Origin of the sequence: Saccharicrinis fermentans DSM 9555 = JCM 21142, from assembly GCF_000517085.1 — a bacterium.
Lineage (GTDB): Bacteria > Bacteroidota > Bacteroidia > Bacteroidales > Marinilabiliaceae > Saccharicrinis > Saccharicrinis fermentans.
The window spans coordinates 11,395-35,547 of sequence record NZ_KI912108.1 but is presented as its reverse complement, the minus strand read 5'-3'; the positions used below and the strand labels follow the sequence as shown (position 1 = coordinate 35,547).

The window sequence follows — 24,153 nt, the reverse complement described above, 5'->3', positions numbered from 1 at the left end:
TAAAAGGATTACTCATAGACGAAAGCGGATGGGTGAAAAAAGGTGACAAAAGCATTGGTGTTGATCACCAGTATTGCGGGAACGTTGGGAAGACTGCAAACTCGCAGGTTGCAGTTTTGGTTGCTTGTGCACGGACAAATATGCAGCGTTGGTCGACACGAGACTGTACCCTCCAAGGTCATGGTGTACTAACAACGCCAGGTGTGAAACTGCTGGCATCCCCAAAGAGGACAGGGTTTTCAAGACAAAACCGGAGCTGGCTACAGATATTGTGAAGCACCAACTGGAAATGGGTATCGAGTTCGATTACGTTGGGGGGGATGGACTTTATGGCAATGACCTTGCGTTTACCCGTTCGGTTGAGGATATGGGTTTGGTGTACATGCTTGACATTCATAGCGGATCAAAAATCCACCTTGAAAAACCAGAACTACATATTCCAGAGCGAAAGAGCAATCGTGGGCGCCCACCCAAAAGGCCGAAGGCAAGCACCCCATCGGTAAACGCTAACGAATATATAGAAACGCTTACAAACAAGGACTGGAAAAAGCTTGACATTCGTGATTCTGCCGAGGGAAAGCTGAAGGGATTGTTCCATTTTAAGACAGTTTACATTTGGGATAAGGTTCAGAACATTGTTGAGAAACGGTTGCTGGTCATTTCGAAAAGAAAGACAAAGCAGGGAGTAGAAATAAAATATTCGTTCACTAACGCAGAACTTGCTCAATACACGCATCAGGCGCTGGCATACATGCAGGCACAACGCTTTTTCATTGAGCATAGCTTCAAAGAGCAAAAACAGATAGTAGGCTTGGATCAGTTCCAAACCCGCAAATGGCTGTCATGGCATCACCAAGTAGCCCTCAACTTAATGGTGGGCAGCTTTATGCTGAAAGAAAAACTATTGAATCAAGACGAAGTCCCATTGTTGTCGGCAAGAGACATTATGGATTTTATGGTATACAAATTTTATCGTGAAATGACCGATGAACGGATGCTGGAAAAACTGCAGCAGCGACATGAAAAGCGACAGCGTGACATAGACCTCTGTTATTCAAAGCAATAAATCTGTTAAAGTAGAATTAATAGTATGAAAAATTTAATATTTATAGCTTTAATGCTCTTAATTGCTTGTACATCTGATAAAACAAAGGACGGTGATATGTATCGCTTAGAACACCTTACTCGTTTTGTGAGTATTACTAGTCTTCATAGTGTAGGTACCTATCGGCTTAATGAGACAGTATTAATAGAAAAGCAAAAAAATAAACAGAATACTTATGATAGTCTAATAAACAATTATTTATATAATTCTAGCTATTTAGTCCTTGCAAGAAAACGTATAATCAATTGTAAATCTGTTTTTTGATGTTGAAAACTTGTTTGAATCTTTAGTGAATATAGCTTGTGTAGTTGGGTTATTTTGCAGATATTCAACCTATTAATGGTTTTAGATTTGGTTATTTCGGAGCTAAAGCACAAAGAGGTTCAAGCATGAGAAAAAGATTCGAACAACAATTGAAACTGGGAAGTCTTCCAATTCAAGAAACGATCATACCGACAGCAAAAAGAAGTGGGGCTCTACCCGGACTATGTGCTGCGTTAAAAGAAATATTTGCCAACCCAAACTGGAACGAGAAGGTCTTTGAGATATTGGACAAGGCGATACGCTCGGAAAAGAAACATACAGGTCGTCCCGGAATGGACCTGTGGCAAATCTTTGTTTTGTCACAAGTGCGTCTTTGTCAAAATATTAGCTATGACGATCTACACGACATGGCCAATCACCATACATTGATACGCCAAATAATGGGCATCGAGAGCAGCTTTGGGTATGAAAAGCAAAAGATTGGATATCAATGTATTATCGACAACGTCGGTCTACTAACGGACGAAACGGTAAAAGAACTCAACAATGTTATTGTGGCATTTGGCCACGAGGTATTTAAAAAAAAAGAGGCGGCAGCATTGTCCTTAAAAACCGATAGTTTTGTTGTGGAAAGCAATGTTCACTTCCCTACTGACTACAACCTGTTATGGGACTGCGCGCGGAAATGCATCGACATGGTCAACAAGCTCCAGAAAAATCACGATTTACCTGGATGGCGCAAAGTGTATGACTGGCGTAAAGACCTGAAGAACAAAATGCGGGCACTAGGTCGGGCAAGCGCTTCGGGCGGAAAAGGGAAACAAGACAGAATAAGAACAGCGGCGCGAGTCTACCTTGCAAAAGCTAAAGCTTTGCTGAACAAATTAGAAAATTCAAAAGACAGCTTTCCTCAGGAAGATATTGCGGATCAGGTCACAGTGATAGAGCTCGAACATTTCATGTCACTATTGGTTAAGCATATCAACTTGCTTGAAAGGCGGACTATAAAAGGGGAAGCCATACCCCATAGCGAGAAAATGTTTTCCATATTCGAAGAATATACCGAATGGGTGACCAAAGGTAAAATGCGTCCGAATATCGAACTGGGCAAAAAAGCAGGAATAACCACCGACCAGTTTAATTTAATTGTCGATTACCAGATAATGGATCATGAATCTGATTCAGAGATTGTTCCGAAGTTAACAAAAAGACTATCGAAACGGTTTACAATAGAAAGTTGGAGTTTCGATAAGGGGTATTGGAACAAAAACAATAAAACATTATTGTTGGGAGCGGTTAAGAACCTTGTGCTTCCCAAGAAAGGCAAATGTAACCAAGAAGAAGCAGAGCAGGAGCGTCAAACCGTTTTCAAGAAGCTGCGCAACAAACATAGTGCCATCGAATCAAACATTAACGAATTGGAGCACAGGGGACTAGATCGTTGTCCGGATCGCGGATACCACAACTTCAAAAGGTATGTTGGCTTAGCCGTTAGCGCCTACAATCTAAGAAAGATTGGTGCCGAATTAATCCATCGAGCACGGAGTAGTTCTGATACAGGCGAGCAGAACAAAATAGCAGCCTAGTAATGTTTTGAATATGTGCGTCTTATGTAACACAAGGGGGAGAATTATGCCCAATAATCAACAAAATTGGCAAAATATTATGCGCAGGGTCGTGTTTTGCAATAAAAATCAGCTTTGACACATAAAATCACCATCATCAACAAAAATAAAGTTCACGTTTGGCGATATTCTACTCGCCTATTTTTGAAAACATGAGTTTTCTTGCCGAGACTATTTAGCAACTGATTCATTCATTTGTGATTCTACAATGAGGATTGAAAGGTTTTTTATTTCATTTTTTGAAAAAACCACTTGCACTGAATATTACATTGAGCATAAGGAAGATAAAAAACATGAAATTTATGGAGATGGTACAGGCAAAAACGGTGATTGTAGTGAAGACTGTATCGCATTTTACGCATATTATCGTTCGAAAGATAATTTAAATATGTGGTATTGTAATTACCCAAAAGACAGAAAAGATACCATATGGACTTGTAATAAATAACGTTTCGTAACACGTGTTCATACATCATAGCTTTGCCGCAGGTGCAACACAAAGCTACGATGCATAGCACAACCGTTGGTGTGCCACGAAGCTGTGGTAATTCACTAGGTGCAAATCCTACCTAAATAATTTTTGTTAAGATTATTGCTTCATTCAGCATAATCCAAGTAAACTTGGTTTTACTTTCACTTATCGCAATAATTTGCTGTTCGTTTAGAAGAACTGCTGACAGTTATATTCGTGAGGATTATCGCTGAAGCTCGGTATGTTCAAATGACCAAGCCGAATTATCAATCCCGAAGGAAAAGAAAGGCGAGTTTCGAAAATTGGGAATTCCAACCATTAGAGATAGAGTTGCACAAATGGCAGTAAAGATGTTAATAGAGCCACTCTGGGAAGCCGACTTTGAAGAAACTTCGTATGGATTTAGACCAAAGCGTGGAGCACATGATGCGATCAAGCAAATCAAGAAGAACATTTATGAAGGGCATCATTTTATTTATGACACAGATTTGTCGAAATACTTTGATACCATCCCTCATGATAAGCTGTTTGTACTGCTCAAAGAGCGTATCAGTGACAACGGGATTTTGAATATTATTAAGCAATGGCTGAAAGCACCCAAACAATTAAAGAACGGGAAGCTTCTGACATCCAAGGCAGACACTCCGCTAGGAGGAGTTATCAGTCCATTGCTGTCGAATATTTACCTGCATGCTTTTGACCGCATTGTTAATAGTCCAAATAGTAAGTTTGCCAAGGGCAACATTCGCATAGTCCGTTATGCTGATTATTTTGTACAGATGGGTACTTACTATTACAGTAGGGAAATACTGGCTTATATCGATTCATTAATGACACGGATGGGGCTTACCATCAATAAGGAAAAGACAACTATTTTGCATGTGCATAAGAAAAGCCTATTCTTTTTGGGGTTTGAGTTCAGGGTAATCCGCTCCAAATTCGCTTGGAACAGGAAGAACTATACCAACGTCCGCCCGAGTATGAAATCAAGGAGTAAACTCTTTGCCAACATTCGTGAGCTTTTAGCAAAACGTAGGCATTGGAAGATTGAACCTTTGCTTTACAAGCTCAACTCATTATTAATAGGTTGGCTTAATTATTTCTCTATAAGTAAGGTAACGCACATTTGGGAAACCATAAAGGTTATCATCAAACACTTGGATTATAAACTATTTAAATGGCTCAAAAGCAAAGGGCGTAAAGCGCACAAGTCGCTTCGCCAGCGACCATACAGTACTTTTGTACAAAGCAAAAGGCTGTTAGACTTGGAAAAGTATGCACGCTTGAAAACCCTTGCGAAAGCTCAATGAAGAACTCTATCGGTAAGCCGTATGAGGGAAAACTTCACGTACGGTTTGATGAAGGGGGCGCTGATAGTTTACTTATTATTGCTACTTTTAGAAGTAATAATGGGAGTAAGCTATCAGGCTCTACTCTACGCAAACATTAAACATAAACATATGAGAATACTTACAACTTTAAGCTTTTTTGTATTAGCTCTAAACTGTTTTGCACAGTTAGGTCTTGACATGAACTATGAAGAAATTCTACAAGATGAAAAGCTAAAGAATATTAAAACAATGTATTATCGAGTAGAAGATACTTCGAATTCTGACGGTAGATTATTATTTAGTAAAGCATTTAGCGAGGATGGTAAGGTTACCGAAAAATATGTCTACACATTTTGGGACGTTGTCTCATATGATCATACAACAAGCTATAAATATGACAAAAATTGGAATTTGATTGAGGAAATTACAATTCAAAGAATATTAAACTTAGGTAAAAGAGATGAAGAATATATAAACGCATTAGGTGCTGACCCAATTAATGAAAAAATCAATTATGAATACAATGAATATGGATTTCTTACAAAAAAAAATGAATATAGTTTCGGAGAAGAAGGATTTTTAATAAATCAAAAGCCTAGTAGAACAGTAATATATGAATATAAAGATTCATTATTAATAAATGAAAAAAGTTTCACTCCAAATGGTCGGGTTACCTATGAAAACTACGAAATGACTTGTAAATACAAAAAAGAAGGGCAACAAACGAAAAAAATCAAGAAATTCTCTGACGGTTCTAATGAAACGATAACATTTACTTTGTAAATTGAAACTCCCTATCAATAGAGACAAAAGTGGCATCAGACGACCAGTAAACTTCCAAATACTCGGCTTCGGTTTTGTACCGATCTATAAGAAAGGTATCAAGGGAAAATACCAATTGGTAGTTGCCCCAAAAAGATGGAAGAGTTTTAAAGCAAAACTTAAAGAAGTCACTCGAAAGACTACTCCAATGAGCTTTGATGAACGCATTAGTAAGTTAATTGAAATCCAACGAGGTTGGATTAACAACTTCAAATATGCCAATATCAAAACAAAACTGGAAGAGTTGGATGGCTGGCTCCGTAATCGTCTTAGATACTGCATTTGGCATCATTGAATTGGAGCAAAGCGGAAATCATGAACACAAAAAATGAACACTTGTGAATAAAAAAGCCTGAGCGGAAAAGGAAAAACCTGATCCGATTAGGCATTGAAGCTGGTATGGCATATGCTTGGAGTCGAAGTTGAATTGAGGAACGAAATCATGAATGCCTTAAAGCATACACATATATAATGAATAATGGGTGGTTGGGCTATCGCCCAATTGGAGCAAAGCGGAAATCGCTAACACCAATAAAACATAATCTTTGTTGGCAAAGTCCTATTTTAGGAACAACCATTACGGTGCAACGACTTCAAAAGCGAGGCTATATCCCATTAGCTTATATGTACAATGAAATAACAGCTACTTTACCTACTAAGGCAAATTCGCTATTGGCTCCGCCGATCTTCGATTCCCCATGATGTAAGGAACCGCCGTATATGCTCGAATAAATTAAAATAGTATTTTAATTTGTGAAGAGGAATAACGAAGTTACCCGTACGTACTTTTTATGGAGTGAAAAGTCGTGGTGTGAAAGGTGCACTGGCAGGGCTACAATCCTGTCAGCCACCTATGGCTATTTCGGAGTGACCATGCCAACGATTTCGGAGTAACCGTGCCACTTTAAAAGATGCTGCAATAATAAGAAAAAAAATGTTATTCACTCACTAAATATCCTTTTCTTAAAGATTCTCCTTTGAGATCTATACGATGTGATGAGTTGACCAGACGATCTAAAATAGCATCGGCTATGGTACCTTCGCCAATAATATCGTACCAGACAGAAACAGGTATTTGTGATGATACTATGGTTGATGTTTGATTATATCGATCATCTATTATGTCCATTAGAGCTTCTCTGGCATGATTATCAAAGGCCTGCAATCCAAAGTCATCAAGGATAAGTATATTAGCCTTAGATAGCTTCTTTAGCTCCTTTAAATATGTACCATCTACCTTAGATAATTTAAGCCTGGTGAACAATCGGGCCGTATTGGCATAAATTACCTTATAACCCATTAAACAAGCTTGGTGTCCCAGAGATTGAGCTAAGTAACTTTTCCCAACGCCAGAAGATCCGGATACAATTATATTTTCCTTTTTACTTAAAAAGTCAAGTGATGCCAAGCGCATAAACATGTTTTTATCCAAGTTTCTGGATGGACCATAATTAATGTCTGCCACATTCGCTTTTTGTTTAAAATCAGCTTGGGCAATCAGCCTTGCAATTTTACTGTTTTGCCGATATTCCCACTCCTGATCGGTAAGTAGAGCCAAATATTCATCAGGTGTAATATTTGTTAATTGATTGTTTTTCATATGCTGAAGATGTAAATCAGCCATAGCTCCTAGGCGCATTTGCCTGAGCTTTTCAATTGTTTGATTGTTGTTCATTTTTATTTATTTTTATTTATAAGCCGAAGCTCCATGTAAATTTTCGTGTGTAGGAATGTGTGGTGTATTGGACGCTTGCATTTGCTCCACAGTACCTTCTTTGTCCAAATTATTCTTTAAGATATTTTGTATGCGCTTGTAGGAAAAGGCACCTGCCTCAACAGCTCTCTTACAAGCATTATTGAGTCTCTCGGAGCTATAGGTGCGATGAAGTTGAATAATGCCCATAGCCCTTTTATAGGCAATTTCAGGATAGATACTATTACTTATTACACCTTGAATGCAAGCTACTACATGGACACCATGCTTAGCGGCTTTTTTCTCAAAATAAGAAGGGCTCCATTCTGTATATGCCTTGTGCGTACTGCTCAAATGGTTTTTGTTGGTAATGTAAATGCCCATCGCAGGATTGCGCTGATGAGATGCTATTCGTTCATGATTATAAAAGACCTCCACAGTTGATTTTGTATAATGAATCTGTGTTGATTTTCCAATATATCGATGCGGAACACTGTAATAATTTTTGTCGGGAGAAAAATATACATAGCCCATCTTTTGCACCTTGGCTCTACGATAATCTTTAAGTTCGTAACCCAACGATGGAAGTGGCTTTAAGTAACTTCGCTCAATAGATTGGAAGAGCTCTTTTCTGCTGGCTCCTTTTCGTGCAAGCAGGCGGTTGTTATAATCGATAAGCCGTTTTTTAATTTCCAGATTGAGCTCTTCCAACGAAAAAAAGTCATTTCTCTAATGGGATAATAAATACGTTGATAGGCCAATTGAACGGCGTTTTCGACCAGTGCCTTATCTTGCGGAGCATAACTTCGGGTAGGGTTAATAGCACAGTTATAATGACGCGCAAAATCTTTAAAGGATCGATTGACATCAGGTTCATACTTACTAGCTCTTGTGACTGCTGATTTGAGATTGTCGGATACAATAGCCTTTGGAACACTGCCATAATACGATAATGCGTTGCCCATGCTCGTAATCATATCTTCTCGTTTCTGGCTCATAGAAGCCTCAACATAGGTATACTGACTATTGGGCAAGATGGCTACAAATACTTCAACAGGAACCTGCTCTCCGGTTTCTTTATCTACAATATGAAGTTTCTTACCTGCATAATCAATAAACACCTCATAACCGGCTTCATGCTCAAGTTTCATAGAACCTTTAATTTTGGCATGTTTTCGATTGTAATGCTCCATAAACTGGGTATAACCATAGGGATCTTTAGCCTGTTGTTTATACTCGTTATAATGAAAGAGAAAAGTAAAGCCTGGATGATTTATTGCTGCATTAATGCGTTCAAAATGCTGCATTAGTTCATTGTAGCGGTCATTATCAATGGTCGTATGAGAAGGGAATAGCTCTCTAAGTTTAATATTATCGAACAAGAGCAGTTCGTCAAAGCTATAGGCACAGGCCTTGAAGAGCTTCATGTATGTATTAATGGTATTGCGTGAGATACCGAGTAATGACTCAATCTTACGATTGCTCACTCCATCTTGATGAAGCGTAATTATCTGTTTTAAATCCATGGGATCAAGTTTATTGGCCATACCGCTTTTTTTTAGCGATATAGTAGTTTTTACTTGATCTTTCAAAGTGGCACAAATTGAACCGAAACAAATGGCACAATTAGAAACGTGCCTCGAATTACTTACTCGTTGTTAGTGGCACAGTTTAAACCGAAATCACTGGCACAATGAATCCGAAATGGGTGGCATAAATCGAACCGCTGTATCCAACCTATTCGATTGTATGCTGGGCTTTATTCATTATCAGTTAATTATCAAGCTTTTAAAATCATAAATCCGCTCAATCGAAGCACTGCTGTTCCCGAAAAAAATAGTTTTTAGGGTCGGCAAAAAAGCGGTGGCTGACAGACAAGCTCTTTTGCAATTTTTGGTCGTGCGTTGGCTTGTGCAAATTGCAAATGTGCTTGGCTGTGTGCGTTTGCTATGCATTTGGTCTGATATTAAATGTGCTTTTCAAATCTGTTAAAATCAAGTTGAAGTTTCCATCGAACTTTTTATTGATTTCATCATATGAGCCAATTAATCTTTCATAAATCGGATTGCCAAATATGTCTTTATCTTCTATATTTCTTTTTGAAGCAATATTGGATGTGAAAATATCCTTAATCTTTTTTAGGATTATAATCTGGTCGTCTGAGAAATCATAAGTATGAACATAAGAAAGATAATTCTTTTCAATTCGTTCTTTTGGAGTTGGAATTTTCTTTTTGCCCAAAGCGTGCAATAAAAAGTCCCACGCTGACCCTTCCGGATAATCATACATTTTCTGTAAATGTCCTTCATCCAAGAATGTATTAGGTTTACTTAACCATTCTATTAGTTTTGCAATCTCCTCTTCTGTTGGCTGATAATCACTTCTTGTTGCTTTTTCCTTTAAATCAGTCATTACGGGTTCTTCAGACTTTTTCAACTCTTCTTCGAAAATCCTTTTTGCTTCTTCAATTGGAATGTTATCTTTTATTTCAATAGAATCGCCATGGATTTCAACACGCTGAATTAAATTAGCTGGGTCAGGATTATCAATTAAAAAATAATCTCCTTTCGGTTTGGGTGTTCCTGATTGTTTTGGTTTTTGGTCGCCTGGCTTTACAACTTTCTTATTTTCTTTTGAAGTTCCTTTGCCGTTATCCTCCATTCGTTTGCATAAACCAACAAAATCAAGAACAGTAAAGCTAAATTTACCTGTTTTGGGGTCAAGGCGTGTGCCTCGTCCAACCATTTGTATGTATTTGCCAACCGATTTAGTTAAGGAGGCAAATGCAATATAACGGACACATGGAATATCAACACCTGTGCTTAAGATATCTACTGAGGTAACAACATAGGGCTTTTGATATGGCTTTTTAAACCAAGCTTTCAATGTTTCATTTAGTTCATTATTTTCCGAAATTATGGCTTCAGCATAATAGGGCTTTTCCGAATTGTCATTTTCAAATACTTGGTTTATCGCTTTTGCTAATTCTATGCAATGAGGTTGACTAACACCAAACAAGATTACTTTCTCACCATATTGGGTATTCTTTTTTAGTTCTTCAGCAATTCTCAAGCAGTTCTCTTCTGAGATAAACTTGCGGTTTAGTTGTTCAAGTTTTAGTTTCTTTTCGGCACCCAGTGCAATCTCATATTTTTCTTTTGGGTCAAGAACATGGTCGAATTCTATTCCATTTTCTTCGGCTTCGGTAACCAACGATGATTTTAGCTCAATAGGTTTGTATGGAGCCAGAAAACCTTCTGATATGCCTCTATCCATATCGAATTGAAAATCGGGTTCGCCAGTTTCACATCCAAATAATTTGTAGGTATCGATTATCGCTAAATCTTCTTCGTCAACTTCTGCACCTTTTTTAGGAGTAGCGATTCTTGGAGTGGCTGTCATTCCAATTCTCGGACAAAGGAAATGGTCGAATATTAATTTGCGGTTTACATTTATGCTACGGTGACATTCATCCACAATAATTAAATCATAGAATCCTGAAGGTAAATCACTATGAATAAGTTCAAGTGTATCGATAACTATTACATGAATATTGGCGTGTTTGCGCGACCTGAAATTGGAAGTCGTTATCCAACTGCTCGGGAATTCTTTACTAATTAAAGCAAAGCCATCATCCACCGATTGTTTAGCAAGCATGCGCCTGTCAACTACAAACAAAATGCGTTTACATAAACCATGACTTAATAAAGCTTTTGCCAAAGCAACGGAAGTTCGGGTTTTGCCTAAACCTGTTGCCATGTGAATAAGCATTTTTTGTTTGCCTGCTTTGTAGTTTTCAATAATGGTGCGTATGCATTGTAGTTGGTAGTATCGTTCTTTTCCAACAGTAGGGTCAAATCCACCTGCAATGCTGGTATCAATAGTTATTTCTTTGTTGGAAGCTATCTTTTTTTGCTGCTCAATTTTAAGTTTCATTTCCTCCAAGGTCATGAAACCATCAACCTGCTTAAATTCGCCGGCATCCAGACCACGCCAGGCATTATCGTAAAACAAAATGCGCTCGGCACTGCAGGCATACAAAAAGCGAGGTTTTAAAAGTTGGGTAACAATGGTGCGTAACTTTAAAAGGTCTTTGTTCTCTTTGTCCAAATTGTTTTCAATAACAGCAACAATTTCACCGTTCATGTCTTGTAAAACAATGTCAGGACGAATGTTTTTAAGTGTTGAATAATCGGCCTTTAAATTGTCAGTTATATCATAAATTGCCTGATACAATAGGGTGTCGCCAACTTTCCAACCATATTCGTTTACCAAACGCTGTATAATTGGAATATCTGTAGAAGTTGCTTCGTTTATTTTTTTACCCATACCCTAAGCTGTTTTTGTTGGCTCTTTCTTATCAACTCCCCAAACCTCCGCCAATATTTTTTCTATCTTTTGTTCTGCTTCTGTTTTCATTTTGTGTAAGCCTCTTAATATTTCCATTTTAGCATCCAAATCAATTATAATTTGACGCTGAATGTCAATTTTGGGATAAGGTATTTGAACCTTTTGGAATTCCGTAGCACTAATATTATAAGTTCCTCCTCCAGCTTGTGGATTTAATAATTCACGACCGTTTGGACTCATAAAGAAATACATTACATATTTTGGCTCTACTTCATCCAACTTGAATCTAAAGCGAATCAAATATGAAGCATAAGCAAATTGTTCTTCAGAATTCCATACAGCACACTTTCCAACAAGTTTTGGATTGCCATTCGAACGTACTATCAAGAAATCACCTTTTTGTAGTTTATATTTATTAAAGTCCTTTTCGGACAACGATGATTTCTTGATGTCATCAAGCTTAAAATCACAAAACCCCACATTCCCAATTCGTAATATATTATATCCTTCATCTTGATAATCTGACTTTTCCGAAGAACCATATAGTGATTCTATAATTAATTCTGAAAGTGCTTTCTGAGAAAATTTATATCGTGAAAAATAGTATTCAAAATCAATTGACCAATTACTAATAACTTTATCCGCCCCTTCAATAATCGCTTTTTGTTTTTCTATTTGAGCAACAATCTCATTTTGTTCTTCGATGGATGGTAATGGAATTTCCCATGCTTCCATATCTTCAAATTTGAAGTTCATGCGAACTCCACCATTGGCTTTACCGTCAACATAAGAGAGAAAACCTTTGCTATTAAAAAGTGCATCTAAATATTTAGGGTTTAGTTCCTCTTCTTTACATGCAAAAACCAAATAAGCTCCACTAATTATCTGATTATCGTAATCAAAGGTATTTAAACCAATACTTCCAACGTTTATTCTGTAAGGATTGTAGCAAAATTCGTTCTTAGCCACAACAAAATAACTTTGATTGGTTTCTGTTGCATCCAATTTTTCATTTAAAAATATCCCAACATCATTACTTACGCCAAGCACTTTGTAATTTACATCGGGCGTTTTTGAGGGTTTTATTTTATTTGTATTCAATATCAAATAATCTTTTAACTTGACCATCGGATATTTAGCCCCACTTTTAATTATCTCTTTAACCGCGTACAATTCTTTTTGCTCAGCAACAATACTTTTATCCAAATTGCTTACATATTCACGGGCAATATCTGCTTCCAAGGCATTGGCGGGATTCAGTTTCAATAAATACGGCAAGACATTTTGTGGTTTGCTATAGTTTAGTTTTTTATAAACCTCGTCTAAAGTAGTTGCTCCATTGGGCTGAATGTGTTTTAATGCTTTTCTCCAATCGTTAATTTGGCTTTCGCTTAAAGTACTTTTGTAATTGGCGAGATTAAAAGAATAGTTGTGTGCTTTATCAATACGTTTGGCTATTTCGTTTTGTATGCGATTTTCAAGCATTTGGTCAAAGGTTTTTAATTCCTTTAGCTTTTCTTCCTCGCTTATTTTTTTTGCCTTTACTTTTTTATTGAGTTCCTTTTCTTTTTTTACTCTTTCTTTTTTGCCTTTTTCGGCTAAAACGGCTCGGGTTTCTTTACGTATTTTATTTTTTATTCTTGGGTCAAGTGTTTTAATCCATTGGGCAGGTATGCAAAACTGATTTTTAGTTTCGGGTGGCTTAATTCCTTTTTTCACATACTCGTGATATAAACTCAAACATTCCACCAACTGATTTCCTTTTTGCTCTTTACGATTTGTACCCATTGAATAACCATCGTTACTAACTTTGTAAAACCAAGTCCAATCTGTTTTACCACCTTTCTCAAAAATCAAAATAGATGTTTTGGGGCCTTGTCCGTTTTTGCTCACAAATAAACCTTGCGGTAAAGAGATTACAGCTTTTAATTGCGCTTCGTCCAATAACATTTTTCGTAATGCTTTGGCACTTCCCTGGTCCCAGGTATTAAAACCTTCAGAAACAACCACGGCACATTTTCCACCCTGTTTCAGTTGTTCAAACATCAATTTTACAAACAGAATAGTAGTTTCCGATTCTTTGCTGTATTCTTGCCACACGTCGGGATAAGCTTCCTGGTCGCGCTCGGCCCCAAATGGGGGATTAGCTAGAATAACCGATTTACTTTCGTGGTCGGTTACCGGGCTGTATTTTGCTAAAGAATCGCCTTGTTCAATATTGTGAGGGTTTAAACCACGCACATAAAAGTTAATAGCCGCCATCTTACGAATCATGCCCAAATACTCAATGCCCGTTACACCACCTCTGTAAAATTGGGTAGTCTGCTCAATGCTGGGAAATTCTATTTTGTTGGTTTTGAAGTAATCATCAAAATAGTCTAATAATTCACTATGCCCTTTTTCTCCGGGCCATTCTCTGCTGGGGTCAACTCTACGCATTACAAATTCAAAGGCGTCAAATAAAAATCCGCCCGTTCCACAAGCAGGGTCAAAAATTTGGTCGTCAAAAGTTGGCTCAATCAAGCCTGTCATAAACTGTCGTATATGGTCTGGAGTGCGAAATAGACCAACATCTTTCGTACCGCCTGTTTCGCTTAATGCTGATTCTATGGCATCACCTAGTAAATCCGTTTTCAATAAGCGAGCTTCTTCAATATCATTTGCCACAATGCTAATGACTTCGCCAAGGTTTCCACTATTTACATTATTGGTAAAATTTGAGTTGCTAAACACTTCCTCAATTAACACCAATTGGTCTTGCACTTTTTGCGGAAGATTCCCTTCAAATACTTGCCTTGCGCTATTCATTATGCTTGAATAGAATGGGAAGAAATTATCGTTTAATTCGGATAAAATCTGATTGTTTGAAACAGTTGGTAAGTAAGAGAATAAGCGATTTTCATTCGATTCTTCTTTTCCTGTTTTCGGATTTTTCCATTTATAATCAGTGGAGAATAATTTGCGAAGAGGCTTAAAATCATCGTCTTGTTTAATCTTTGTTTCAAAAATACGAAGCAAAAGCAATTCTATGATATATTCTACCCGCTGAACAGGAGTTCCTGCAGGGCGTAATTTATTATGTAGCTTTTTTAGAGCGTTATTGGTTTTATTATCTGCGTAATGTACTGTTGACCTTCCCATTTATTCTGCCTGTTTAATAAGTTCGTAAATTTTAAACCAATAGAAGAACGCTTCTGGATTCGATTTCTTCAATTTGTTTAGTTTGTTATTCAAAGGCTCCCCAATCTGCCAATCTTTCATTAATTTGGGATTATCAAATTTTTCAATAAAATCTGCATCTTCTCTGATAAGTATAGAAATATATGCCGCTTTTGATGCTAGTATTATAGCTTTTTCTAGATGAAAACTCTCAGAAAATATGAATCCGGTAATTCTTCTAATTCCGAGCTGCAGTTGTTCAAAGTCTCCTTTGCCATCAGTACCTCTTGTTACAATATTTAATGATGTTTGATAAATATCTTCCAATACATCATTCGCTGTTAGCCCATCTATTGCTCTGTATGTCAATTCGGTTTCAGCGAATTTCAAAAAGGTAGCTTTAATTATTTCTAAATCATTTACAACATCAAAAAGATTTCCAATATCGTAAAGCTGCTTAATGATTTCCATACTCATACTGTCTTTCTTTTTGAAATATGGAATGCCTGTTGTATTTGGAGCAAAAGCTGTGAGTTTATCTCCTAGCATATCTTCTAAGCATGGTACTTTTACAGTAATTGGGGCTCCTTCAATCGGCACAAAAGATGATTGTATCGGAATCTCAATTACATTCTTATAGCCAACCTCTTCAAAAAGAATATCAAGGAGTACATACTCTTTCTCCTTATTCGACTTGTGTATAGGAGTATAGAAAAATTTGTAATGTTCTTTTTTGATTTTAGTATTTGTACTTCTATGTTGTAGCTCTAATCTTGAGAAGCCTTGGTCAACGACTATTTTTTCAAGAAGAGCTTGAAAGCCTTCAACTTCTTTAGGCATTATAATATCGATATCAATCGATAACCTTTTTGAAGAATTTAGATGTAGCATTAATGCCGTACCTCCTTTAAATACAAAAGGAATTTCATGTACGACCAGACCTTCAAGCAACTGCAAAGCACGAATAACCTTTTCAATCAAAATTTTGTCAGCTTTTCGGTTCTGTTTGGATACTTGATTAATCCAATCTATATTTATTTTACTTTTATCTATCATTTTCTATAATTTGGCAGCATCTTGGTTTTTGCTGCCGTAGATTTGAATTGTACTTAAATACGCTTGAAAACTATCTTTCTTCCTTCTCCTACTTGCATATCGAAGCATCTTGCTTTGGTTGACAGTGTATTTATTAAATGCTTCTTGGAAAATGGTTCTAAGTTCAGCACCTTGTTGCGCTGAAAAGATAATTGAATCAGAAAAAATATCTACCAATAATTTCTCAATAGTTATTGTTCTAATATTGCCACTTTCTTGTAATGGTGATTCGGATACTAAAGATTTAATTATTATTGCTTCCTTATCTGTAGGTAAATACTTTTCTAATATCTCCTCTGTAGGTTCTATGAAGACAGGATAATTTAATTCTTTAAGGAAATAAAAAACAGATTGACTTACTTCTTTTTCAACTTCAACAATTATCTGAAAATTGCCGGGCTGATGTTGCATAAACTCATTTAGTATTTTTGTATTCCATACACAAATATCAACAAATGGAAACTCAGACTTTAGTTTGTTGTATATTACCTTTTCTTTTCTGTTTAATCCTGGTGCAAAAATCTTGCTTGAACCAAAACAAAATTTGCCACGTCCAATACGAGTAAGTATACCTTTTCGAATTAAAGCATATACTCGCCAGTTAATAGTTGTTTTTTTTACCAACGGGTCTAACGAAAGATAAAATTCAGCAATATCCTTTGTTAAAAGATATTCAGTATCATTAAATCTTTCTTTTAGTTTTTCAATATTTAACTTTTTATCTTCGATAATTCTATAATTTATGGCCAAAGATACAAAAACTATATAACGGCAGCAAATAGTAATTATTGCCATTAATTAGAAAGGTGTGAGGGGTAAAACAGCTCTTTTGCAAACTTTGATTGTGGGTCGCCTTGTGCGGTTTGCAAATGTGCTGTTTGTGCGTTGGCTTCCCCAACTGTCCCGAAGGGCAGAAGCGGGCGGGCAAAAACTAATTTTTTCTTGCACAAACCTTCAATCAATGCTCTTTTCTTATCCGCTTATTATTTCAATTTATCAATCAAACTATCAAAGTACTGCTGTCTTTTTAGCCTTGCATACAACGTATGTGTAAATGCATATTGTGTTTATATCTATTATGTCGATATTTGTTTAACTGTCAGTTATTGAGTTGTTTATATTCTGTAATTTGGTCTAAAGGGCTTTTTATATTTGCAAGAGATCGTTTGCTTACGTGTGTGTAAATTTCTGTTGTGGTACTCGATACATGACCTAAAAACGTTTGAATGTATCTAAGGTCGACACCATGTTCTAATAAATGAGTTGCAAATGAGTGGCGTAGCATATGTGGAGTCACCTTTTTGTTTATTCCTATTTTTACAACATCCATCTTCCGGTGTTGTGCTAAAGAGAGGATTATTTTGGGCTTTACAGGCATCAAATCATGTTTTTATATATACAAATATATAAAATCTGTTTATATGCAAGTGTTTGTAAATTCTATTTTTGTGGGGTGATGAAGTTAATCTCTGTCGTCAATTTGGAAAAAATGGTCTATACCCACCCAGTGAAAACGGCCATACCCGTTCACTTTTTTAAATCAGCTATGAATTTAAAAAAAAATATTAATTCTGTTATTTACGCCTTGTATCTCCTTTAAGATCAAAGCGGTATGCGGTATGCACGATTCTATCCATAATGGCAAATTAATTAAACCTAAATCCAGAGGGTCAGCATGCTCCGTTTTTTTTGCTCACCGAGCAATATTATTCCTTCAAAAACATTTTAAGGGGTCTACATGCTCCAGAATATCCACCTGTGATGTAAATCCTCGCGAATGGCTTACGGATGTATTATCTAAGTTTGCGTTATACAACAGCAATTATGATTTAGACTTGGCTGATCTTTTGCCGCACAATTGGAAAAAGTCTAATAGTTGTCAGAATATTCCAAAAAACACCCACTAATTTCGATTAATTCCAAAAGATTCCAGTAAAACTTAGAGATTTCCAACGCTCCAATCGACATCCGGATTGGAGCATTTTTTTACTTTGCAATATGTAGCAGACCGCATATTTACAGTTAATTGAAATCCAACGAGGTTGGATTAACAACTTCAAATATGTCAACATTAAAACCAAATTGGCAGAGTTAGACGGATGGCTTCGAAACCGTCTGAGATACTGTATTTGGCACCATTGGAAAAAGTCTGAACGTAAAAGGAAAAACCTGATTCGTTTAGGTGTCGAAAAGGGTATGGCATATGCTTGGAGTCGAAGTAGAATGGGTGGTTGGGCTATTGCCCAAAGTCCAATATTAGGGACTACCATCACGATAAAAAGACTTCAGAAACGTGGCTATATTGCTTTAGCTTCCATGTACAATGAAATAACTTCTTCTTTACCTTCAAGGGATAATTCGTTATTGGCTCCGCCGATCTTCGATTCCCCATGATGTAGGGAACCGCCGTATATGCTCGAATAAATTAAAATAGTATTTTAATTTGTGAAGAGGAATAACGAAGTTACCCGTACGTACTTTTTATGGAGTAAAAAGTCGTGCTGTGAAAGGTGCACTGGCAGGGCTACAATCCTGTCAGCCACCTATTCGATTACAAGCAGTTATTTGGATTTTTTATCGTTGACTCGGTTTACCTGAAACTGTAGAAGAAGATGAAAGCGATTCCAAAATCGCCGTCCTTGTTTTTTTATAGAATCATCGCCATTGAGTTCCCTCATTGAATAATTAGCTTTGTTTATATAGCTGATATAGTTTCCCCAATAGTACTTCTTAGTTGGCTTGTACTCTTTAGGATTATCCTTTTTTGGTTTGTATATAAGCCTTCTTTTAGCACCTCTATGAGTGAATCTCTTGTAAAGGCTTGACTTGAATATGCTATTGTCGGGATTTTTTCCATTAATAGCAAGTGAAGCCGACTTCTTTAAAGACCTTTTCATAGAACGATAGAACTTTGAAAAGCCTGAAGATTTTATTAATACTTTTTCACCGTCATAAGAAAACCCTAAGTATTCTAGTTTTCTATTTTGACTTTCCTTTTTTGTCAAGTAGTCAACGTGAAAACAAGAATTTACTTTTTCTATATTTCTAAATCTATATGTCTGTGTTTTCTTTGGATGGATCTCTAATTTAGCTAAGTCTTTTATGAGATCTAGAATAAAATCAGATATTTCTGCTTCATATCGAGTTTCGTAAATCACGATTAGATCATCACTATATCTTTGGTAATAGCCACCAATTTCATTAATCTTATTAAACAGCAACTCATCAAACTCTAACATATATACATTTGCTAGTGTTGCACTAATCGGGCTTCCTTGTGGTATTCCTGTTTTATTGTTTTTTGATTTGATTAGATTTATGTTGTTTTTTAGAAACTCTTTTTTAGTACAATATGCAATGGCATTCTTTTCTCTAAAATATTTGGTCTGAGATATTTTCTCTCGTTTCTGTACCTTCTTGGTGGAAGACATGGGTATACCTTTTTCAACTATCATAGTTTTGTCGTAGCTGTGATATAATTGATTCCCTTCTATGTACCTAATTCTAGTTAATGCTTTGAATGTAAGTCTTCGGTCTTTCACATATTGCGACCTTCATACTAGAGCTGTTTCTTTGATGGCAAAAAATGAGAATGACATTAACAACATTTAAGCGTCTGTATAAAGATTACCAGGAATCAGATTTGAACATAAAAGATTTCTGTACCAACCAAGATTTGGCTCCTTCCACTTTTTACTATTGGCGAAACAAATTGGAAGAGGCATTAGCACATGAGCCAGATAGCTTTGTTCCACTAGAATTTGACAGTAATCCGTTAGCGACGAATAACCAATCGAGTCCATCTATCATCAAGAGTAAGCCTACTTTAAACAATGATGCTCCCATTGAATTCCTATTTCCCAATGGCACCAAGATGCTACTAAGGGATAATATAAACACGCAAGTATTAAAAACAATTGTTCACTTATTTGATTAAGTCTGATGTTTCATTTACACGATAAACTTAAATACTTTCTATATCCGGCACCAGTGGATATGCGTAAAAGCTTTTACACACTCAGCGGCATTGTAAGCTCCTTAATGAAGCGTAATGTTCAGGACGGTGAAGTTTTTATATTTGTCAACCGTAGGCTGACCACCATGAAAATACTTCATCTAGAACACGGCGGGTTGGTAATTTACCATAAGAAGCTCGACAGTGGTGTTTTCAAACTTCCTGCATTTGATGAAAGCCTCACATCTCACATTATAAGTTGGCACGATTTAATGTTGATTGTAAAGAATGTGAAGCCTAAAAAAAGGCTCTTAAAGAGGTGACAAAAAGAAGCAATTTTTTAGGATTTTTAGATCGATAAAATTGGCTATAAGCCTTGATTTTACTATCTTTAAGCTCGTAATTAAGCAGTGATAAATGAGCGATTTTTCAAGCAATAAAGATGTGTTAATACAGGAGCTTCTCCAGGAACGTGACGAGATGTTTCAGGAGCTTTCCCGCTTGCGAAAAAATGACAATAGGGTTCTGGACACTTTGGAAGCTAAAAACAAAAAATTAGAGGCTATAGTCGCTAAAAAAGAGCAGCAAATTAAAAAGCTGATCGACCAGCTTGCTTGGTTTCGCCATAAGTTTTTTGGCAATTCTAGTGAAAAGCATATTGCCGAAGATCCCGATCAACGAAAGATCGATTGGGACGGACTGGAGGTCGTTGCAGAAGAGAAAGCTATCATTGAAAACGCAGAAAAAGAGCTTATCGAATATGAGCGCCGCAAGCCTGTAAAAAACAAGCAGAGGCCAGTTCGTCAACCACTTCCTGACCACCTTAGACGAGAGGTAGAAGTTATTGAACCGGAAGGTAAACAAGATAACTGGGTGCGTATTGGCGAAGAAGTAACAGAAATACTCGAACACAAGCCCGGAGAGGTATATGTACGTCGTATAGAACGTCCTAAATATGCAGTAAAGCAAGAATCAGTATCACCGGATATTGCTACAGATCAAAACACCGAAGAAGCATCAGCTATCCGTATTGGTTCAATGCCATTATTGCCTTTGCCACGCAGCAATGCAGGGCCTTCTTTATTGAGCGAGCTGATGATGAATAAATATTATTTCCACCAGCCTTTTAATCGCCAAATGGCCATGTTCAAAATGATTGGTATAAAATTACCTGCATCCACCATTAATGGTTGGTTTCAAGGAAGCTGTGATTTACTAAGAGCTCTTTATGCACGTTTAAAAGAAATCGTTCTAAAATCTGATTATATTCAGGTTGACGAAAGTACCATTCCTGTTATTAGCAACGAAAAGCACAAAGCACAAAAGGCTTATCTGTGGATGGCTCGATCAGTAATGAATAACTTGGTTTTCTTTCACTACGACAAAGGCTCCCGAGCACAAAAAGTGATACTTCCTTTATTAAAGGATTTTCAGGGAGCTCTTCAAACCGATGGATATCAGGCATATTCAATCTATGAGCAAAAGAAAGGTGTTTTGCTTCTGGGTTGTTGGGCTCATGCGCGCAGGAAATTCTCCGAAAGTCTAAAAGAAGACAAAACGGGGGCTGAATACGCATTGGCACAAATTGCTAAAATCTATCAAGTTGAGCAAATGGCCACCGATCAGAACATGAATTACAAGCAAAGAGCTGAACTACGAAAGCGCTTGGCTTATCCAATCATGCGTGCTTTTGAAAAATGGATCGAAGGCTATTACCCCAAAGCGCTACAAGGAGGAAAGATGAGTAAGGCGCTGGCTTATACATACAATCTTTTCTTACGTCTGTCTCGCTATCATCTTGATGGCCGATATCTGCCTGACAACAACGGAGCTGAAAATGCAATTAGGCCGGTAGCTGTTGGAAGAAAAGGCTATCTGTTTTGTGGCAACCATGATGCCGCAGAAAATGCAGCAATTATGTACTCACTACTGGGATGCTGCAAAGCCAGTGATGTAAATCCTCGCGAATGGCTTACAGATGTATTTTCTAAGATTGCGTTATACAACAGCAATTATGATTTAGACTTGGCTGATCTTTTGCCGCACAATTGGAAAAAGTCTAATAGTTGTCAGAATATTCCAAAAAACACCCACTAATTTCGATTAATTCCAAAAGATTCCAGTAAAACTTAGAGAATTCCAACGCTCCAACCGACATCCCGATTGGAGCATTTTTTTACTTTGCAATATGTAGCAGACCGCATATTTACCTTTGAATACATTATAATGGTCAGGTGGTAGTGTATGCTTATCTAATATTTTTGTCCATTGTTTCTTGAGAATCTTGTGACTTAAATTGTCGAAAAATGATGTTACATCAGAAACCATTGCGGTCATTTCTAATTCTTTATTTTGTTTTAAGAATGCAAATATTGATTTAGCATAATCAATATTACACTTGTACTTGTCACATCCTTCTGTAATTGGAATCTTTCGATAGGCTACAATACATTTATTAAATGGTTTTACTCTGATGTATTCCTCATATGCTCCTGAAAGTATAGTGTTGTAATATGAAAATATATTTGAATCTAAATGTGATGCAAAAAAGACATCTCTAATCTTGGGTTTTGATTTTGCTCTTTTCCTTTTTCCGCTTGGATTTTTTCCGCTATTTGTTGCTCTATATTTTCGTTGTTTTAACTCCCTGTGTATGAACGGTAGGAAGCTATGCTTTTTAACAGAATCTGGGTTTTTTATATAGCCTTTTACTCGCTTATAATCATTGATTGTAAGCGGTATTCCAATATGAGGGTATTTTTTTATTTTAAACCAGTCTTCTATGTTCATAGTAAAAAAAAAGGGGCAGTTACAAATAGTAGCAGGTTCAGAATGTACATGCTATTTCGAAGCTTTCACATTTTACTGTTAGTTCAACGCTACTCTTTTCAGGTATAGAAATTGTTATCTTTGTAATCAATCATATAGACACCATAGAGATGTTCCATAAATCAATCCGTAGAGTCAACTTCGAGGCTTCAACAGTTCTTAAGCTGTTGTCAACAGTTTCCTCAATAGTCCTTTGTAAGGATGTTTTGGAAATTGGTATGTGCCTATCCATCTAACGTATGTCTTAGTTGGTCTAGAATTCGTAAAACGTATCATTCCTGCCTACTGCCCCCTTATATGTATTAATTTTTATACTTAGTGAAGTGTTTTGTTTAATTGCTTGTAACGTATGTGTAAATGCATATTGTGTTTATATCTATTATGTCTATATTTGTTTAATTATCAGTTATTGAGTTGTTTATATTCTGTAATTTGGTCTAAAGGGCTTTTTATATTTGCAAGAGATCGTTTGCTTACGTGTGTGTAAATTTCTGTTGTGGTACTCGATACATGACCTAAAAACGTTTGAATGTATCTAAGGTCGACACCATGTTCTAATAAATGAGTTGCAAATGAGTGGCGTAGCATATGTGGAGTCACCTTTTTGTTTATTTCTATTTTTACAACATCCATCTTCCGGTGTTGTGCTAAAGAGAGGATTATTTTGGGCTTTACAGGCATCAAATCATGTTTTTATATATACAAATATATAAAATCTGTTTATATGCAAGTGTTTGTAAATTCTATTTTTGTGGGGTGATGAAGTTAATCTCTGTCGTCAATTTGGAAAAAATGGTCTATACCCACCCAGTGAAAACGGCCATACCCGTTCACTTTTTTTAATCAGCTATGAATTTACAAAAAATTATTCATTCTGTTATTTACGCCTTGTATCTCCTTTAAGATCGAAGCGGTATGCGGTATGCACGATTCTATCTATAATGGCAAATTAATTAAACCTAAATCCAGAGGGTCAGCATGCTCCGTTTTTTTTGCTCACCGAGCAATATTATTCCTTCAAAAACATTTTAAGGGGTCTACATGCTCCAGAATATCCACCTGTGATGTAAATCCTCGCGAATGGCTTACGGATGTATTATCTAAGTTTGCGTTATACAGAAGCAATTATGATTTAGACTTGGCTGATCTTTTGCCGCACAATTGGAAAAAGTCTAATAGTTGTCAGAATATTCCAAAAAACACCCACTAATTTCGATTAATTCCAAAAGATTCCAGTAAAACTTAGAGAATTCCAACGCTCCAATCGATGTAAATAGAAACTTTGTACCATCAAATTTTCGCAATTGAAAATCATCATTTGTAAAGACAAAAATAGCCTTCATCTTTAAGTTGCAAAACAGAAACGAAGAAGGCTATGAATAAAAACAAAAAATTTTTTATGTGGTACAAAGTTAAAGAATTATCATCACAAGGACTAAACCAAAGTCAAATC

Annotated in this window: 23 protein-coding genes and 1 pseudogene; 13 read left to right on the top strand and 11 right to left on the bottom strand. The window is 36.6% G+C overall.

Annotated elements, in window-relative coordinates; genetic code table 11:
* The first annotated feature begins 32 nt into the window (after positions 1–32).
* The 7 genes and pseudogenes from CYTFE_RS0124160 to CYTFE_RS28095 all read left to right on the top strand — a co-directional run bounded on the left by CYTFE_RS0124160 (position 33) and on the right by CYTFE_RS28095 (position 5,914).
* Positions 33–1,066, top strand: a pseudogene (locus tag CYTFE_RS0124160) (IS701 family transposase).
* Positions 1,067–1,494: 428 nt separating this feature from the next.
* Positions 1,495–2,955, top strand: a complete 1,461-nt coding sequence (locus tag CYTFE_RS28105) for an ISNCY family transposase (protein ID WP_154665738.1) — start codon at positions 1,495–1,497, stop codon at positions 2,953–2,955.
* A 247-nt stretch (positions 2,956–3,202) separates the two neighbouring features.
* Entirely contained in the window at positions 3,203–3,442 is a 240-nt protein-coding gene (locus CYTFE_RS0124145; RefSeq protein WP_027473911.1) for a hypothetical protein, read from the top strand.
* A 293-nt stretch (positions 3,443–3,735) separates the two neighbouring features.
* Entirely contained in the window at positions 3,736–4,776 is a 1,041-nt protein-coding gene (locus tag CYTFE_RS28100; RefSeq protein WP_262505612.1) for a reverse transcriptase domain-containing protein, read from the top strand.
* Positions 4,773–4,916: a hypothetical protein gene (locus CYTFE_RS30260; RefSeq protein ID WP_154665737.1), complete on the top strand. Its 144-nt coding sequence runs from the start codon at positions 4,773–4,775 to the stop codon at positions 4,914–4,916. Before CYTFE_RS28100 ends, CYTFE_RS30260 begins: the two co-directional genes overlap by 4 nt.
* A 10-nt stretch (positions 4,917–4,926) precedes the next feature.
* Complete coding sequence (locus CYTFE_RS0124130) at positions 4,927–5,580, top strand: hypothetical protein (protein ID WP_044214709.1); 654 nt, start codon at positions 4,927–4,929, stop codon at positions 5,578–5,580.
* A 1-nt stretch (position 5,581) separates the two neighbouring features.
* Positions 5,582–5,914, top strand: coding sequence for a group II intron maturase-specific domain-containing protein (locus CYTFE_RS28095; protein ID WP_027473909.1), 333 nt, complete (start codon positions 5,582–5,584; stop codon positions 5,912–5,914).
* Positions 5,915–6,556: 642 nt separating this feature from the next.
* On the opposite strand, the gene istB is transcribed toward CYTFE_RS28095, so the two are convergent.
* The 8 genes from istB to CYTFE_RS0124090 all read right to left on the bottom strand — a co-directional run bounded on the left by istB (position 6,557) and on the right by CYTFE_RS0124090 (position 17,246).
* Complete coding sequence (gene istB, locus CYTFE_RS0124120; RefSeq protein ID WP_027472598.1) at positions 6,557–7,294, bottom strand: IS21-like element helper ATPase IstB; 738 nt, start codon at positions 7,292–7,294, stop codon at positions 6,557–6,559.
* Positions 7,295–7,306: 12 nt separating this feature from the next.
* Entirely contained in the window at positions 7,307–7,891 is a 585-nt protein-coding gene (locus tag CYTFE_RS30965) for a Mu transposase domain-containing protein (protein WP_211238218.1), read from the bottom strand.
* Positions 7,892–7,905: 14 nt separating this feature from the next.
* Positions 7,906–8,859: an IS21 family transposase gene (gene istA, locus CYTFE_RS30960; protein WP_211238217.1), complete on the bottom strand. Its 954-nt coding sequence runs from the start codon at positions 8,857–8,859 to the stop codon at positions 7,906–7,908.
* A gap of 400 nt (positions 8,860–9,259) precedes the next feature.
* Entirely contained in the window at positions 9,260–11,641 is a 2,382-nt protein-coding gene (locus CYTFE_RS0124110) for a DEAD/DEAH box helicase family protein (RefSeq protein WP_027473908.1), read from the bottom strand.
* A gap of 3 nt (positions 11,642–11,644) precedes the next feature.
* Positions 11,645–14,803, bottom strand: coding sequence for an N-6 DNA methylase (locus tag CYTFE_RS0124105; RefSeq protein WP_027473907.1), 3,159 nt, complete (start codon positions 14,801–14,803; stop codon positions 11,645–11,647).
* Positions 14,804–15,877 (bottom strand): nucleotidyl transferase AbiEii/AbiGii toxin family protein, encoded by a 1,074-nt coding sequence (locus CYTFE_RS0124100; protein WP_027473906.1) that lies wholly within the window; start codon positions 15,875–15,877, stop codon positions 14,804–14,806.
* A gap of 3 nt (positions 15,878–15,880) precedes the next feature.
* Positions 15,881–16,711, bottom strand: a complete 831-nt coding sequence (locus CYTFE_RS28080) for a DUF6577 family protein (protein WP_200871476.1) — start codon at positions 16,709–16,711, stop codon at positions 15,881–15,883.
* A 304-nt stretch (positions 16,712–17,015) separates the two neighbouring features.
* Positions 17,016–17,246, bottom strand: a complete 231-nt coding sequence (locus CYTFE_RS0124090; RefSeq protein ID WP_052343426.1) for a tyrosine-type recombinase/integrase — start codon at positions 17,244–17,246, stop codon at positions 17,016–17,018.
* A gap of 289 nt (positions 17,247–17,535) precedes the next feature.
* Here CYTFE_RS0124090 and CYTFE_RS30255 point away from each other — a divergent pair, with 289 nt between their 5' ends.
* Positions 17,536–17,823 (top strand): hypothetical protein, encoded by a 288-nt coding sequence (locus CYTFE_RS30255; protein WP_154665736.1) that lies wholly within the window; start codon positions 17,536–17,538, stop codon positions 17,821–17,823.
* 118 nt (positions 17,824–17,941) lie between these two features.
* Positions 17,942–18,310 (top strand): group II intron maturase-specific domain-containing protein, encoded by a 369-nt coding sequence (locus tag CYTFE_RS0124085; RefSeq protein WP_081736142.1) that lies wholly within the window; start codon positions 17,942–17,944, stop codon positions 18,308–18,310.
* A 167-nt stretch (positions 18,311–18,477) separates the two neighbouring features.
* On the opposite strand, the gene CYTFE_RS0124080 is transcribed toward CYTFE_RS0124085, so the two are convergent.
* Positions 18,478–19,371, bottom strand: coding sequence for a reverse transcriptase domain-containing protein (locus CYTFE_RS0124080; RefSeq protein ID WP_027473904.1), 894 nt, complete (start codon positions 19,369–19,371; stop codon positions 18,478–18,480).
* A gap of 131 nt (positions 19,372–19,502) precedes the next feature.
* On the opposite strand from CYTFE_RS0124080, the gene tnpA reads away from it, so the two are divergent.
* The 3 genes from tnpA to tnpC all read left to right on the top strand — a co-directional run bounded on the left by tnpA (position 19,503) and on the right by tnpC (position 21,968).
* Positions 19,503–19,853 (top strand): IS66 family insertion sequence element accessory protein TnpA, encoded by a 351-nt coding sequence (gene tnpA / locus CYTFE_RS0124075; RefSeq protein ID WP_027471034.1) that lies wholly within the window; start codon positions 19,503–19,505, stop codon positions 19,851–19,853.
* Positions 19,854–19,858: 5 nt separating this feature from the next.
* A complete protein-coding gene (gene tnpB / locus CYTFE_RS0124070) occupies positions 19,859–20,194 on the top strand; it encodes an IS66 family insertion sequence element accessory protein TnpB (protein WP_027470460.1) in 336 nt (111 codons plus the stop codon).
* Positions 20,195–20,288: 94 nt separating this feature from the next.
* Positions 20,289–21,968: an IS66 family transposase gene (gene tnpC, locus CYTFE_RS0124065; RefSeq protein WP_044263428.1), complete on the top strand. Its 1,680-nt coding sequence runs from the start codon at positions 20,289–20,291 to the stop codon at positions 21,966–21,968.
* A gap of 6 nt (positions 21,969–21,974) precedes the next feature.
* Here the strand turns inward: tnpC and CYTFE_RS28075 are convergent, their stop codons facing one another.
* Together CYTFE_RS28075 and CYTFE_RS0124055 are read right to left on the bottom strand one after the other, a co-directional pair.
* Positions 21,975–22,661 carry a hypothetical protein gene (locus tag CYTFE_RS28075; protein ID WP_052343463.1) on the bottom strand — a complete coding sequence of 229 codons (687 nt, stop codon included), beginning with the start codon at positions 22,659–22,661 and terminating at the stop codon, positions 21,975–21,977.
* Between the two features lie 441 nt (positions 22,662–23,102).
* The gene (locus CYTFE_RS0124055) at positions 23,103–23,333 is read right to left on the bottom strand and encodes a tyrosine-type recombinase/integrase (RefSeq protein WP_262505606.1); all 231 of its coding nucleotides are present in this window, start codon (positions 23,331–23,333) and stop codon (positions 23,103–23,105) included.
* 289 nt (positions 23,334–23,622) lie between these two features.
* Between CYTFE_RS0124055 and CYTFE_RS30250 the strand changes: the two genes are divergently transcribed.
* Positions 23,623–23,910, top strand: coding sequence for a hypothetical protein (locus CYTFE_RS30250; protein ID WP_154665735.1), 288 nt, complete (start codon positions 23,623–23,625; stop codon positions 23,908–23,910).
* Positions 23,911–24,153: the final 243 nt, after the last annotated feature.

Bases quoted from the DNA above. Each gene is read 5' to 3' on its own strand.
- CYTFE_RS28105 (WP_154665738.1), top strand. From the start codon at position 1,495: ATGAGAAAAAGATTCGAACAACAATTGAAACTGGGAAGTCTTCCAATT.
- CYTFE_RS0124145 (WP_027473911.1), top strand. From the start codon at position 3,203: ATGAGGATTGAAAGGTTTTTTATTTCATTTTTTGAAAAAACCACTTGC.
- CYTFE_RS30260 (WP_154665737.1), top strand. From the start codon at position 4,773: ATGAAGAACTCTATCGGTAAGCCGTATGAGGGAAAACTTCACGTACGG.
- CYTFE_RS0124130 (WP_044214709.1), top strand. From the start codon at position 4,927: ATGAGAATACTTACAACTTTAAGCTTTTTTGTATTAGCTCTAAACTGT.
- istB (WP_027472598.1), bottom strand. From the start codon at position 7,294: ATGAACAACAATCAAACAATTGAAAAGCTCAGGCAAATGCGCCTAGGA.
- istA (WP_211238217.1), bottom strand. From the start codon at position 8,859: ATGGCCAATAAACTTGATCCCATGGATTTAAAACAGATAATTACGCTT.
- CYTFE_RS0124110 (WP_027473908.1), bottom strand. From the start codon at position 11,641: ATGGGTAAAAAAATAAACGAAGCAACTTCTACAGATATTCCAATTATA.
- CYTFE_RS0124105 (WP_027473907.1), bottom strand. From the start codon at position 14,803: ATGGGAAGGTCAACAGTACATTACGCAGATAATAAAACCAATAACGCT.
- CYTFE_RS0124100 (WP_027473906.1), bottom strand. From the start codon at position 15,877: ATGATAGATAAAAGTAAAATAAATATAGATTGGATTAATCAAGTATCC.
- CYTFE_RS28080 (WP_200871476.1), bottom strand. From the start codon at position 16,711: ATGGCAATAATTACTATTTGCTGCCGTTATATAGTTTTTGTATCTTTG.
- CYTFE_RS0124090 (WP_052343426.1), bottom strand. From the start codon at position 17,246: ATGGATGTTGTAAAAATAGGAATAAACAAAAAGGTGACTCCACATATG.
- CYTFE_RS30255 (WP_154665736.1), top strand. From the start codon at position 17,536: ATGCACGATTCTATCCATAATGGCAAATTAATTAAACCTAAATCCAGA.
- CYTFE_RS0124080 (WP_027473904.1), bottom strand. From the start codon at position 19,371: ATGATAGTTGAAAAAGGTATACCCATGTCTTCCACCAAGAAGGTACAG.
- tnpA (WP_027471034.1), top strand. From the start codon at position 19,503: ATGAGAATGACATTAACAACATTTAAGCGTCTGTATAAAGATTACCAG.
- tnpB (WP_027470460.1), top strand. From the start codon at position 19,859: ATGTTTCATTTACACGATAAACTTAAATACTTTCTATATCCGGCACCA.
- tnpC (WP_044263428.1), top strand. From the start codon at position 20,289: ATGAGCGATTTTTCAAGCAATAAAGATGTGTTAATACAGGAGCTTCTC.
- CYTFE_RS28075 (WP_052343463.1), bottom strand. From the start codon at position 22,661: ATGAACATAGAAGACTGGTTTAAAATAAAAAAATACCCTCATATTGGA.
- CYTFE_RS0124055 (WP_262505606.1), bottom strand. From the start codon at position 23,333: ATGGATGTTGTAAAAATAGAAATAAACAAAAAGGTGACTCCACATATG.
- CYTFE_RS30250 (WP_154665735.1), top strand. From the start codon at position 23,623: ATGCACGATTCTATCTATAATGGCAAATTAATTAAACCTAAATCCAGA.